Consider the following 12,812-nt stretch of genomic DNA (forward strand, 5'->3'; position numbering starts at 1 on the left):
GAACCGCTTGATCAAATGAAAGCCAAAGGAAGTTGCCGCGTGGATTATGAAAAACTGGTGAGTGTGATGCGCAGGCTATCATTGGAAGCGGGCGACAAGATCATGGAGATCTACGGTCAGGACGATTTCGATGTGAAAACAAAGTCGGATGACAGCCCCGTGACCGCAGCGGATGAAGCGGCTGATGCGATCATTTCATCCGGTTTGCGCGCGGCATTTCCCGACGTGATGCTGGTCACTGAAGAGCAATCCGCAACACATGATGCCAGTGGCGATACGTTTCTTATTGTTGATCCGTTGGACGGGACCAAGGAATTCATTCACCGCCGGGGTGACTTTACGGTGAACATCGCGCTGGTCGAAGGCGGTGTTCCGACACGTGGCGTGGTCTATGCACCTGCGAAATCGCGGATGTTCTTCACTCAGGCTGATGGTCAGTCTGTCGAAGAAACAGGTGACCTGACCAAAGACGCGGTTGGCACAGTTCGACCCATATCAGTCTCTAAAGCCGACAATTCGGGTCTTATGGTCGTCGCGTCAAAGTCGCATCGGGATCAGGCGACGGATGACTACATCGCGCAATATGCTGTTCGGGACATGACCAGCGCGGGATCATCGCTCAAGTTTTGTCTGGTGGCGACCGGTGAGGCGGATATCTATCCCCGATTGGGCCGCACCATGGAGTGGGACACAGCAGCGGGTCACGCTGTTCTGCGTGGTGCAGGCGGCGATGTGGTGCGCTTTGATGATCACACGCCGCTGGCATACGGAAAGCCAGATTTTGCCAACCCGTTCTTCATCGCCTTTGCGCCCAGTGTTGAGTTGAAGCCTGCCTGATGTCTGTCCTGATTGTCATTCCCGCCCGCTATGCTTCGACCCGGTATCCAGGCAAGCCATTGGCCGAACTGAAGGGCGCAAGCGGTGTCTCCCGTAGCTTGATTGAGCGGTCGTGGATGGCCGCTTGTGAAGTGAACGGTGTGGACCGTGTGGTTGTCGCGACAGACGATGACCGGATCAGGCAGGCGGCAGAAGGGTTCGGCGCCGAGGTTGTGATGACCTCGGCCAGCTGCGCCAACGGCACCGAGCGCTGTGCCGAGGCACATGAGGCGCTGGGCGGCGGTTTTGATGTTGTGGTGAATCTGCAAGGTGACGCGCCCCTGACCCCTCATTGGTTTGTCGAAAGCCTTGTACAGGGTCTGATATCGGCGCCCGAAGCTCAGATCGCAACGCCTGTCCTGCGTTGCGACGGGGCTGCGCTGAACAGCCTGCTGGCGGACCGGAAAGCGGACAGAGTGGGTGGTACGACAGCCGTGTTTGCCGCAGATCACACAGCGCTGTATTTCTCCAAGGAGGTGATCCCGTTTACCTCAAAGCCCTATTCAGAGACTGATATGACACCGGTTTTCCACCATGTCGGGGTCTACGCCTATCGCCCTGAGGCCTTGGCGGCCTACCCGTCTTGGCCGACCGGCCCCCTTGAGACGCTTGAGGGGTTAGAGCAGCTTCGCTTCATGGAAAACGGCCGTTCTGTTCTTTGCGTCGAAGTTGAGGCCAAGGGCCGCGAATTCTGGGAGTTGAACAATCCAGAAGATGTGCCGAAAATAGAGTCTATGATGGCCAAAATGGGCGTTGAATGACTGAAATGCCCGTCAGCATCGTCGTGGTCAGCCGGGATCGCCCTGGCGCACTCCGGCGCTGTCTGATAGGATTGTCACAGGTTCAGTACAGCCCTTTCGAGGTGATCGTTGTTGCTGATCCGGGGGGTCTGCAATCGGCGAGCGACCTTGCCTTTGCGGATGATCTGAAATTAGTTCCATTTGACAAAGCGAACATCTCTGCCGCGCGCAATCTGGGGATCACCCATGCTGCCGGTGAAATCGTGGCGTTTATCGACGACGATGCGGTGCCAGAACCGCAATGGCTGCGATACCTGATAGCGCCCGCAGCACAAGGCGATGTCGCCGCCATGGGTGGTTTCGTGCGCGGTCGAAACGGTATTTCGTTCCAATGGAAGGCACGAAGTCTGGATCGCTTTGGCGCCTCCCATCCGCTTGAGGTTCATGCAAGTCAGGCCACCGTTTTGCATCCACCCAAGGGCCGCGCGGTCAAGACGGAAGGCACTAATATGGCCTTTCGTCGCAACGTCCTGATCCAGCTTGGCGGGTTTGATCCGGCGTATCATTATTATCTGGACGAAACCGACCTGAACATGCGCTTGGCGCAGGCTGGTCACGCCACCGCGTTGGTTCCCTTGGCCGAAGTGCATCATGGCTTTGCTGCGAATGCCTTGCGCAACAAGAACCGGGTGCCTCGGGATCTTTTCGACATCGGTGCCAGCTGGGCCGTCTTTCAGCGCAAACATATTGTCGATACGGAGCGGCCCTTGCATTGGCGAAAGGTGCGGACCGAAGAACGCCAGCGGCTTTTGCGCCATATGGTGTCAGGCGGGCTGGAACCAGGGGATGTCAGACGCCTGATGAAAAGACTGGATTTAGGCTATGTGGAGGGAGGTAAACGGCCCATTGCCCCTGTGAAATTCGCCAGCCATCCTTCTGAGCCTTTCAAGCCCTTTCCTGCTCTGTCACGGTCTTCTGTTGTAGTGAAATCGCGGCCGGCGCGGAATGCGAGAAATATGGCTGCGGCCAGGGAGCGGGTGAAAAACGGTGAGATTGTCACCGTGATTTCCCTGTCGCCCAATGCATTGTATCACAAAGTGATGTTTCACGAAGATGGATTTTGGATGCAGTATGGCGGGCTTTTTGGCAAATCGGACCGAAATCAGCCGCTTTTTCGTATGACAACAAGGTCACGACGGATTGAAAAGGAAATCAGGCGCGTTGCCAGACAACGTGGTTTACGCGAAGACTTGTAGAATTGCCGTCGTAGACCCCGGCAAATGCCCCCGCAGGCAACAACAAGATGGCGCAAGCTACTGGAAATATTGAGGACGACTATGCGTAAGAAGGTAACAAAGGCGATTTTCCCGGTTGCTGGGATGGGGACACGGTTTTTGCCGGCAACCAAATCGGTGCCCAAGGAAATCATGACCCTCGTGGACCGTCCGCTGATCCAATACGCAATTGATGAGGCGCGGGCCGCTGGCATTAAGGAATTCATTTTTGTCACCTCGCGGGGCAAAGGTGCGCTTGAGGATTACTTTGATCTTGCGCCCCAACTTGAGCAGGAGTTGCGCAAGAAGGGTAAGACAGAGCTGTTGGATATCCTCAAGAGTACCAACATGGACAGCGGTGCAATCGCCTATACCCGTCAGCACAAGGCGTTGGGCCTTGGGCACGCCGTTTGGTGCGCGCGGCGACTGATCGGCAATGAGCCGTTTGCCGTGATCTTGCCCGATGACGTGATTGCTGCTGAAAAACCATGCCTCCAACAGATGGTCGAAGCTTATGCTGAAACCGGTGGCAACATGGTTGCCGCGATGGAAGTAGACCCGGAGCGTGCGTCGTCCTACGGTATGCTGGATATCTCGGAAGAGGACGGGCAGCTGGTCAAGATCAAAGGCATGGTCGAAAAACCAGAGCCCGGAGACGCGCCTTCCAATCTTGCTGTGATCGGGCGCTACATCCTTTCGCCCAGTGTTCTGAAGAACCTCAACCAGATGAGATCCGGGAGCGGGGGAGAGATCCAGCTGACTGATGCCATCGCTCAGGACATTGAGCGGAGCGATAACGTCTATGGGTTCCGGTTCCGAGGTCAGCGCTTTGATTGCGGCTCTAAATCAGGCTTTCTACAGGCAACGGTGTCCTTTGGTCTGGCCCGGGCAGAACTCAGGGATGACCTGCTCGCCTATCTGCGCAGCATCGTCCTGGAAGACGCCTGAAGACGCCTTCGGGAGGCAGCATGAGAAACGTATTGGTAACGGGTGGTGCCGGTTATATCGGGTCGCACGCCTGTAAGGCGCTGAAAGCAGCCGGGTTTACGCCTGTCACATTGGACAGTCTGGTGACAGGCTGGCAGGACGCGGTAAAATTTGGTCCTTTTGAGCAGGGCGATCTGCTTGATCGGGCCCTATTAGACACTGTTTTTGAAAAATACGAACCGGTTGCAGTGATGCATTTTGCAGCCCTGAGCCTTGTGGGTGAATGCATGCGGGATCCGGGCCTTTACTGGCGTAACAATGTTGCGGGATCGCTTAACCTGATCGAGGCTGCTGTGGCGGCGGGTTGCCTGGATTTCGTATTCTCCTCGACCTGCGCGACCTATGGCGATCAGGACAATGTGGTGCTGGATGAGAACACTGCCCAACATCCGATCAATGCCTACGGTGCATCAAAGCGCGCGATTGAGGACATGTTGCGCGATTTCGAGGCAGCGCATGGTCTGCGGCACGTGATTTTTCGGTACTTCAATGTCGCTGGCGCCGATCCCGATGGAGAGGTGGGCGAATTCCACCAACCTGAAACACATCTGGTGCCCCTTATGCTGGATGCGATCGACGGCAAGCGCGATGCGCTAACGATCTTTGGGACGGATTACGACACGCCTGATGGGACCTGTATCAGAGACTATGTGCATGTTTGTGATCTGGTAGATGCGCATATTCTGGGCCTGAAGTGGCTGCAGGACAACAAGGGGAGCCGCGTTTTCAACCTTGGCACAGGGGCCGGATTTTCTGTACGCGAAGTGTTGGATCAAAGTCATGCGGTGACAAATCGAAGCGTGCCATACATCGAGGGCCCACGCCGCGCCGGAGACTGTACCAAGCTTGTCTCTGGTTCCCAGCGGGCGATGGATGAACTGGGATGGAACCCCCACAGATCCACCATGAAGCAGATGATCACAGACGCGTGGAGATGGCATCAGACTGGCCATTACGAGCGCTGAGATGGGACAGGCGCGGCTCTTGGATTTGACGAGAAGACTGCGCCGGGCGGGCCGTGTCCCCACGGGCGTTGATCGGGTCGAGCAGGCCTATCTGAATAGGTTTATCGAGGATGATGTACCGGCCTACGCGCTGATGCGGACGGCGTTCGGTTACGTTATGTTGGACGTCGGCGGCATGCGCGCATTCCATGACAGGGTTGTGGGCGCAAAAAACTGGGGGCACCCAGACCTGCTGTCACGGCTCCCAAGGGGCCGAGATCAGGCTCTAATGCAGGCAGAAACCGATGTAAGGCGCCTTGCGGTTGGCCGCTGTGTGCCTGCGCGATTGCGGCAGATGTTGACCAGACTTTTGTCTGACGGATTTGACTATTTCAATGTCGGCCATAGCAATCTGACTGAGCGGGTCTTGAGAAGCGTTTCATATGCGCAGGGGCGGACGCATGTTCTGATCCATGATGTCATCCCGCTTGAGCACCCGAATTTCCAAAGATCCGGGACCGTCCGTCCGTTTCGTGAAAAGCTGCAGCGGGTTGCGCGGCTGGCCGACAGCGTGATTTACAATTCTGACGATACAAGACGCCGGGCTGAGGCTCAGATGCGGTCTTGGGGGCGGGTGCCACCTTCGATTGTTGCGCATTTGGGAACAATGATGCCCACACCTGATCCAAGCGGCTTGCCACAAGGACTGCCGCCGGCGCAGCCTTATTTCGTCACTGTCGGCACGATTGAGCCGCGTAAGAACCACGCATTTCTGCTGGATCTGTGGGAGCAAATGGGATCAGATGCGCCGCCGTTGCTGATATGTGGCAGCCGCGGTTGGAATAATGATGCGGTTTTTGCCCGGCTTGACGCCTTGCCACCTGATAGTCCCGTCACAGAGCTACCAGGACTGTCTGACGCTGCATTGGCTGCGCTCATTCAGCAGAGTGCCGGGATGCTTTTTCCCAGCTTTGCAGAGGGTTACGGCCTGCCACCGACTGAGGCGCTGATGCTTGGATCGCGTGTTTTATGCAACGATCTGGCCGTCTTGCATGAGGTTCTGGATACCTACGCCACATTTGCCCCTGTTTCTGATACAGAAAACTGGCTAAAAACAATGAATAGTTGGAAAAATAGCCCGTCAGAAGCGGTCTCAGGTGCTGGTTTCGAGGGTCCGGAATGGTCGGATCATTTCAAGACTGTGTTAAGGTTAACTTGATATTGCGAACAAGAGCGGCGTTTTTCTGAGTTTAGAAGGTGGTGTTTGGGCATAATTCAGTCATACGGGCTGAGGCTTCAACGTAAGCGTTGGCGCATCCGTGCAATGCGGAAGCGTCGGGAACTCAAGCGTGTTGTAAACCGGACGGATCAGATCCGCGCCGATGATCTTTTGCTGTTCTGTACCCAGCGGAACGAGCGGATCAGGCTGCCCTATTTCCTTGATTATTACCGCAAGATGGGCATCGGACACTTTTTTTTCGTGGACAACGACAGCGACGATGGGTCGTTGGCCTATCTCGCGGATCAGCCTGACGTATCCCTGTGGCACACGACAGCAAGTTACAAACGTTCGCGTTTCGGGGTCGACTGGTTGAACTGGTTGCAGATCAAATATGCGCATGGCCATTGGGCGCTGACCGTCGATCCGGATGAATTTCTGGTCTACCCGTTTTGCGATACGCGTCCTCTGCGTGCACTGACCGACTGGCTTGATGCGTCGTCGATCAAGTCGTTCTCGGCTATGATCCTAGACATGTACCCGAAGGGACGTCTGGACGAGCAACCTTATCAAGCGGGTCAGGACCCTATGGATATTGCCTGCTGGTTTGACAGCGGCAATTACACGATCTCGCGCAATCACCGTTTTACGAACCTGTGGATTCAAGGGGGTCCCCGTGCGCGGGTCTTCTTTGCAGATGAACCAGAGAAGGCACCAGCGCTGAACAAGGTGCCGTTGGTCAAGTGGGACAAGCGCTATGCTTATGTCAGTTCAACGCACATGCTTTTGCCGCGCGGTCTTAATCAGGTCTACGACGAATGGGGCGGTGAAAAAGCGTCAGGTGTGCTGCTGCATGCAAAGTTCCTGGATACCTTTGGCGCGAAGGCAAAAGAGGAACTTGAACGTGGGCAACACTATGCCGGATCGGTTGAATACAAGGCTTATGCCGAACGGTTGAAAGACGATCCTCAGCTTTGGTGCAAGTGGTCGGAACGGTACATCAACTGGCGACAGCTTGAGATTCTCGGCCTGATGTCCAAAGGAAACTGGGCGTGACCGTCGGGATTGTCATGCTGGTGCATACGGCGCTTGGCCGTGCCGAACAGGTGGCACGGCATTGGTCGGCAGCCGGCTGTCCTGTCGTGATCCACGTGGACAAGGTTGTTCCCCGCAAAACCTATGACGCATTTGTTGCCGCACTTTCCGATCTTTCGGAGGTGCGCTTCTGCGGCCGGTACCGGTGTGAATGGGGTACTTGGGGGATCGTTGAGGCGACGCAGTCGGCTTCGGAAATGATGATGGCGCATTATCCAAGCGTGCGGCATGTGTACCTTGCCTCTGGTTCCTGTCTGCCATTGCGACCTGTGCAGGAACTGATCGACTATCTCGACGAACGGCCCAATACTGATTTCATAGAAAGCGCGACCACTTCCGAGGTGCCCTGGACCGTCGGTGGCCTGGATGAGGAACGCTTTACCCTGCGGTTCCCGGTGTCTTGGAAACGACACCGCCATCTTTTCGATTTCTTCGTCAACATCCAGCGCAAGTTGGGAATGAGCCGTAAGATGCCAAACGGCATCCTTCCGCACATGGGATCGCAGTGGTGGTGCCTGTCGCGCCGCACCTTGTCGGCCATTCTGCAAGACCCAGAGCGGCCGACTTATGACCGGTTCTTCTCTCAGGTCTGGATCCCTGACGAAAGCTATTTTCAGACACTGACGCGACAGTACTCGGAAAACATCGAAAGCCGGTCTTTGACCCTGTCCAAGTTCGATTTCCAAGGTAAGCCTCATATTTTTTACGACGACCATCTACAGCTTTTGCGCCGTTCGGATTGTTTCGTGGCGCGGAAGATCTGGCCCTATGCTGATCGTCTGTATGAGGCGTTTCTGACCGATGCCGCTGGCGCGATGAAACGAACAGAGCCGAACCCGGGCAAGATCGACCGTATCTTTTCCAAGGCGGTTGAACGGCGTACGCGTGGCCGTTCGGGGCTTTATATGCAAAGCCGTTTTCCCAATGAGGATTGGGAGAATGGTGTTACCGCAGCACCCTATTCCGTGTTCCAGGGGTTTTCGGAGCTGTTTGAGAATTTCGAACCCTGGTTGGCTGCCGCGACAGGTGCGCGTGTGCATGGCCACATCTTTGCGAAAGACCGTGTGCACTACGCTGATGGTCAAACTGCGATCAACGGCGCCCTTTCCGACAGCCCAGTTTTGCGGGACTATAATGCAAAGGCCTTTCTGACGAACCTGATCTGGAACACCCGCGGGGAACGCCAGTGTTTCCAGTTTGGTCCGGATGACAATCAGGAAATCAACTGGCGCATCGCGAAAGACCCCAATGCACAGGTATCGGTCATCACCGGTGCATGGGCCGTGCCGTTATTCCGGTCGAACCTTGATTTTGCTGCGATCCGCGCGATTGCTGCGAGGCTGCAAAAGATAGAAAGTGAACATATGGACGTCCTGCGTTCGCCTTACACCAAGGCACGGGTGCGGATCTGGACGATGGCAGAGTTCATCGAGGCCCCGATGGAGCCGCTGCAGGGTATCTTGGATGAGATCGGGCGCACCAAGTTGCGCCGTTTGTCAGAGGCGCCCAAGATGGTCGATTTGTCGGGCTTTGGGCAGTTCCTTCAGAACCTCAAGAACCAAGGTATGCACCCCTATTTGATGGGCGATTTCCCGGTTGAGAGAGGCGTTGAAAACATGCCCAAGACACAGCGCAAACCCTATCTGGTACAATAAATGAAAAGCACGAAGTTTCAGAGTTTCGTTGTCTTTGCAGAGATGCGGACGGGGTCAAATTTTCTTGAGGCGAACCTGAATGCGTTTGAGGGCATCAACTGTCATGGTGAGGCGTTTAACCCGCACTTTATGGGCTATCCAAACAGCGACCCGATCCTTGGTGTTGATCTAAAGACACGCGATGCGGATCCAAAAGTGCTGTTGGCGGCGATCAGGAACAATACAGCACGGTTAAGCGGTTTTCGATATTTCCATGACCACGATCCACGGGTTTTTGATGCGATCGTAGACGATCCGACTTGTGCCAAAGTCGTTTTGACGCGCAACCCGGTTGAAAGCTATGTGAGCTGGAAAATTGCGCAGGAAACGGGGCAGTGGAAGCTGACGGACGTCAAAGCGCACAAGGTTGCGCAGGTAATGTTTGACCCAAAAGAATTTGCAAACCATCTGGAGGCGCTGCAAGCGTTTCAGGTCACATTGCAGAACAGGCTGCAAACCAGCGGTCAGGCGGCATTTTACGTGGCCTACGAAGACCTGCAGAGCGTTGAGGTGATGAATGGGCTGGCGAAATATCTTGGTGTGGATGAACAGCTTGAGGCGCTCGACAAGAGCCTGAAAAAGCAAAACCCCAGTCCGATATCGGCAAAGGTGCGCAATTACGACGATATGCTCAAGGCGCTTTCGCAGTTGGATCGGTTCGATCTGTCCCGCACGCCAAATTTCGAACCGCGCCGGGGTCCGAATGTGCCGTCCTATGTGGCAGCAGCGGAAAGCGCGCTTTTGTACATGCCCTTGCGCAGTGGGCCGCAAGCCCAGGTGGTGCGCTGGCTGGCGGCGCTGGATGGGGTTGAGCGGCCCGATCTGCATATGAAGATGACCCAGAAAGACCTGCGCCAGTGGAAACGCAAACATCTCGGGCACCGCAGCTTTACCGTGCTGCGCCACCCGGTGCAGCGGGCGCATGATGCGTTCTGTCGACATATCCTGCCTGTGGGCAAGGGAAGTTATGTCCAGTTGCGTAAGACGATGATGCGGCGCTACAAGTTGCCTCTGCCTGAGAACGGGCCGGACGCAAACTATGATCTGGGCGCCCATCGCGCTGCCTTTGCGGCATTTCTGGTGTTTCTGAAGGGTAATCTATCGGGCCAGACCGCTATCCGTGTGGATCCCGCGTGGTGTACCCAGACGCAAGCGATCATGGGCTTTGGCGACCTGTGCTTGCCCGACAGGATCATTCGTGAAGAAGATCTGGCGCATGAATTGTCTGATTTGGCGCGTGCCGTGGGAAAGTCAGATGTGCCTGAGGTTCCCGATGCCCCAGAGGATCAGCCATTTGCACTTCAACAGATTTATGACGATGAGATCGAGAAGCTGACCGAAGACGCCTATCAGCGCGACTATATGATGTTTGGGTTTTCGCGCTGGAAATAAGACGCAGAGCGGTCTCAGGCCGCTTGCACCGAATTCTCTTCTGTCAGGATTGTGAACAGGGTCGATGCATCGGGATTGGCGCGCAACTTGTTGCAGATGCTGGTGTCACGCAGCGTCCTGGAGACAAGCGCCAAAGCCTTGAGATGCTCAACGCCAGCGTCTTCGGGTGCAAAAAGCGCAAAGGCCACGTCGACGGGCTGACGATCCACCGAGGAAAAATCAATCGGTTTGTCCAGCAGTACAAAAGCACCGACAACCTCGTCCAGACCTTCAAGCCGGGCGTGGGGCAGGGCAACACCATGCCCAACCCCTGTCGGGCCAAGGGATTCGCGCGTCATCAGCGCCTCGACGACCTTGTCGGCGTCCAACCCATAGGCAGTCTGTACCAGATCGCTGATATCCTGCATCAGTCGCTTTTTGCTGGAGGCCGACGTCAATACCTTGACGGCCTCCGGCTTGAGGAGTTTTGCAAATTCCATACAGCTCGCTCTGTTTTAAGGCGGGCATTGCCCGCCACTTGTCCCTATGGGTCAATCCAGCCGATGTTGCCATCTTCGCGGCGGTACACGACGTTCAACCCGTCTTTGCTCTCGTTCCGAAACACCAGCACCGGATCACCTGACAATTCCATTTGCATGACCGCTTCGCCGACAGACAAGGTGGCAATCTTTGTCTGCATCTCAGCAATGATCATAGGCTGGAGTGTTTCAGGTTCCTGTGCGTCTGAATCGCTTTCTGAGGCGAGGATATAAGAGGAAGCGCCGAATAATTCAACCGGTTCTACGCGGTCCTTGTGATGATCTTTCAACCGCCGCTTGTAGCGCCGCAATTGCTTTTCCATCTTCTCGTTGCAGGCATCGAAGGCACCGTAAATGTCGTTATTATGTGCCTTGGCCGATGCGGTCAGTCCGGTAGAAAGATGTACGGTCGCCTCGCAGACAAACTCGTGCCCCGACTTTGAAAATATCACCTGGGCATCAGTAGGACGCTCGGCGTACTTTTTGACAGATCCGCCCAATTCTTCTTTCACGTGGGTCTGAAGTGCATCGCCAATGTCGATTTGTTTGCCGCTGATTTGGTACCGCATAGGTTCTCCTTATTCTTGTCATCAACATGACGGCAGAGGCACCACGATTGTGGTGATACTGGTCATGCTAAATGCGGATAAATGGCTTTCCGTCCGGATTATGCCGGTCCATGCCTTGGCGATAAGGCCGGTGCAGGATCAAGCAGGAACGCAGTGTTGCCATACGTCCATCAGGCGCGGAATCGGGTTCAAAGTCAATGGTTAGCACTTTACGCTACAGCAAATTTTTCGATTAAATCTTTGTGATTTATTAAGAAATACGAAAATTATCACCAAGATAGACGCGGCGGACATTTTCGTTCTGAACAACCTCGTCCGGTGTGCCCGACATCAGCACCTTTCCTTCGTGCAGGATATAGGCACGGTCCACAATTTCGAGCGTTTCACGCACGTTATGGTCTGTGATCAGCACACCGATGCCCCGGTTCTTGAGGTCCGCGACCAATGCGCGGATATCGCCCACTGAAATCGGGTCAACGCCTGCAAAGGGTTCGTCCAGCAGCAGGTATTTCGGGTCAGCGGCAAGGCAGCGCGCAATTTCAACCCGTCTTCTTTCCCCGCCAGACAGGGCAAGTGCGGGCGCACGGCGGAGATGTTCGATGGAAAATTCCGACAGCAGTTCCTCAAGCCGTTCGCGGCGCCGGTGGCGGTGCGGCGTTGAGATGTCGAGGATCGCGCTGATGTTGTCCTGAACACTTAATCCGCGAAAAATGCTCATTTCCTGAGGCAGATAGCCGATGCCAAGCTGCGCGCGCCTGTACATGGGCAGCATGGTGACATCCTTGCCGTCCACGGTTACGGTGCCGCCTTCGGGCGTGACCAGTCCGGCAATGGCATAAAACGTTGTTGTCTTGCCTGACCCGTTTGGTCCCAGCAGCGCGACAACTTCGCCGCGGTTCAAATACATCGAAAAATCGCGGATCACGACTTTCTTGCGGTAGGATTTCCGCAGGTGTTCAACACGAAGGCCGGCAGAGCCTTCCGCGACCTTCAGGTCAGGCGCGGACATCAGTTGTCGCCACCCGTTTGAATGATCGTTTTCACACGCCCCGACATCTGCGCGGTTCCATCAGAAAGTTGCACGGTCATGCGGTCCGCACTCAGTGCATTTGGACCTTGGTCAAGCAAGACATTGCCGGTCATCACGATCACACCGTCAGTGATCGAATAATCCGCGCGATCTGATTCGGCGGCATCGGAGCCGGACACCAGCGTCACGCCACCTGTCGCTTCCATCCGTTCGATCCCCTTCTGCTGTTCCTGGTAGACAACCAGCACGCGCGGGGCAGACAGGCGCATCTCTCCCTGACCAATCAGCACATTTCCTGTGAAAATTGCGATCCCGGTTTCCTGATCTACCGACAGATTGTCTGCGGTCACCTCAACCGGGAGGTTGGTGTCTTGTTTGAATGCGCCGAAAGCGACGTTCGTCCCTTGCGCAAATACGGGTGCTGCGGCGGTCGCCAAGAAAAGGGGCAGCAGCAAATTTCGCAGTTTTTTCACG

General features: G+C 55.5%; 13 protein-coding genes. 9 read left to right on the forward strand and 4 right to left on the reverse strand.

Going from position 1 to position 12,812, the window contains the following annotated elements:
* The first annotated feature begins 39 nt into the window (after positions 1 to 39).
* The 9 genes from cysQ (at position 40) to GV827_RS04230 (ending at position 10,221) form a co-directional block, all read left to right on the forward strand.
* Entirely contained in the window at positions 40 to 837 is a 798-nt protein-coding gene (gene cysQ, locus GV827_RS04190; RefSeq protein WP_164352448.1) for a 3'(2'),5'-bisphosphate nucleotidase CysQ, read from the forward strand.
* Positions 837 to 1,637: a 3-deoxy-manno-octulosonate cytidylyltransferase gene (locus GV827_RS04195; RefSeq protein ID WP_164352449.1), complete on the forward strand. Its 801-nt coding sequence runs from the start codon at positions 837 to 839 to the stop codon at positions 1,635 to 1,637. The genes cysQ and GV827_RS04195 overlap by 1 nt, the downstream gene beginning before the upstream one ends.
* The gene (locus GV827_RS04200; protein ID WP_164352450.1) at positions 1,634 to 2,872 is read left to right on the forward strand and encodes a glycosyltransferase family 2 protein; all 1,239 of its coding nucleotides are present in this window, start codon (positions 1,634 to 1,636) and stop codon (positions 2,870 to 2,872) included. The genes GV827_RS04195 and GV827_RS04200 overlap by 4 nt, the downstream gene beginning before the upstream one ends.
* A gap of 81 nt (positions 2,873 to 2,953) precedes the next feature.
* Positions 2,954 to 3,838, forward strand: a complete 885-nt coding sequence (gene galU / locus GV827_RS04205) for a UTP--glucose-1-phosphate uridylyltransferase GalU (RefSeq protein WP_164352451.1) — start codon at positions 2,954 to 2,956, stop codon at positions 3,836 to 3,838.
* A gap of 20 nt (positions 3,839 to 3,858) precedes the next feature.
* A complete protein-coding gene (galE, locus tag GV827_RS04210; RefSeq protein ID WP_164352452.1) occupies positions 3,859 to 4,842 on the forward strand; it encodes a UDP-glucose 4-epimerase GalE in 984 nt (327 codons plus the stop codon).
* A 25-nt stretch (positions 4,843 to 4,867) separates the two neighbouring features.
* A complete protein-coding gene (locus tag GV827_RS04215; RefSeq protein ID WP_204325707.1) occupies positions 4,868 to 6,040 on the forward strand; it encodes a glycosyltransferase in 1,173 nt (390 codons plus the stop codon).
* Positions 6,041 to 6,145: 105 nt separating this feature from the next.
* Positions 6,146 to 7,096: a glycosyltransferase family 2 protein gene (locus GV827_RS04220; RefSeq protein WP_204325708.1), complete on the forward strand. Its 951-nt coding sequence runs from the start codon at positions 6,146 to 6,148 to the stop codon at positions 7,094 to 7,096.
* Positions 7,093 to 8,790 carry a DUF5927 domain-containing protein gene (locus tag GV827_RS04225; RefSeq protein ID WP_164352455.1) on the forward strand — a complete coding sequence of 566 codons (1,698 nt, stop codon included), beginning with the start codon at positions 7,093 to 7,095 and terminating at the stop codon, positions 8,788 to 8,790. Before GV827_RS04220 ends, GV827_RS04225 begins: the two co-directional genes overlap by 4 nt.
* Entirely contained in the window at positions 8,791 to 10,221 is a 1,431-nt protein-coding gene (locus GV827_RS04230; RefSeq protein WP_164352456.1) for a sulfotransferase family protein, read from the forward strand. It begins immediately after the preceding gene.
* Positions 10,222 to 10,235: 14 nt separating this feature from the next.
* Here GV827_RS04230 and GV827_RS04235 read toward each other — a convergent pair whose 3' ends face one another.
* From GV827_RS04235 to lptA, 4 genes are all read right to left on the reverse strand, one after another.
* Positions 10,236 to 10,700, reverse strand: a complete 465-nt coding sequence (locus GV827_RS04235) for a PTS sugar transporter subunit IIA (protein WP_164352457.1) — start codon at positions 10,698 to 10,700, stop codon at positions 10,236 to 10,238.
* A gap of 44 nt (positions 10,701 to 10,744) precedes the next feature.
* On the reverse strand, positions 10,745 to 11,308 hold the full coding sequence (gene hpf, locus GV827_RS04240; protein ID WP_164352458.1) for a ribosome hibernation-promoting factor, HPF/YfiA family: 564 nt from the start codon (positions 11,306 to 11,308) through the stop codon (positions 10,745 to 10,747).
* A 250-nt stretch (positions 11,309 to 11,558) separates the two neighbouring features.
* The gene (lptB, locus tag GV827_RS04245; protein WP_164352459.1) at positions 11,559 to 12,317 is read right to left on the reverse strand and encodes an LPS export ABC transporter ATP-binding protein; all 759 of its coding nucleotides are present in this window, start codon (positions 12,315 to 12,317) and stop codon (positions 11,559 to 11,561) included.
* A complete protein-coding gene (gene lptA, locus GV827_RS04250; protein ID WP_164352460.1) occupies positions 12,317 to 12,811 on the reverse strand; it encodes a lipopolysaccharide transport periplasmic protein LptA in 495 nt (164 codons plus the stop codon). Before lptA ends, lptB begins: the two co-directional genes overlap by 1 nt.
* Position 12,812: the final 1 nt, after the last annotated feature.

This window comes from Sulfitobacter sediminilitoris (assembly GCF_010667575.1).
Taxonomy (GTDB): domain Bacteria; phylum Pseudomonadota; class Alphaproteobacteria; order Rhodobacterales; family Rhodobacteraceae; genus Sulfitobacter; species Sulfitobacter sediminilitoris.

Bases quoted from the DNA above. Each gene is read 5' to 3' on its own strand.
- GV827_RS04195 (WP_164352449.1), top strand. From the start codon at position 837: ATGTCTGTCCTGATTGTCATTCCCGCCCGCTATGCTTCGACCCGGTAT.
- GV827_RS04200 (WP_164352450.1), top strand. From the start codon at position 1,634: ATGACTGAAATGCCCGTCAGCATCGTCGTGGTCAGCCGGGATCGCCCT.
- galU (WP_164352451.1), top strand. From the start codon at position 2,954: ATGCGTAAGAAGGTAACAAAGGCGATTTTCCCGGTTGCTGGGATGGGG.
- galE (WP_164352452.1), top strand. From the start codon at position 3,859: ATGAGAAACGTATTGGTAACGGGTGGTGCCGGTTATATCGGGTCGCAC.
- GV827_RS04220 (WP_204325708.1), top strand. From the start codon at position 6,146: ATGCGGAAGCGTCGGGAACTCAAGCGTGTTGTAAACCGGACGGATCAG.
- GV827_RS04230 (WP_164352456.1), top strand. From the start codon at position 8,791: ATGAAAAGCACGAAGTTTCAGAGTTTCGTTGTCTTTGCAGAGATGCGG.
- GV827_RS04235 (WP_164352457.1), bottom strand. From the start codon at position 10,700: ATGGAATTTGCAAAACTCCTCAAGCCGGAGGCCGTCAAGGTATTGACG.
- hpf (WP_164352458.1), bottom strand. From the start codon at position 11,308: ATGCGGTACCAAATCAGCGGCAAACAAATCGACATTGGCGATGCACTT.
- lptB (WP_164352459.1), bottom strand. From the start codon at position 12,317: ATGTCCGCGCCTGACCTGAAGGTCGCGGAAGGCTCTGCCGGCCTTCGT.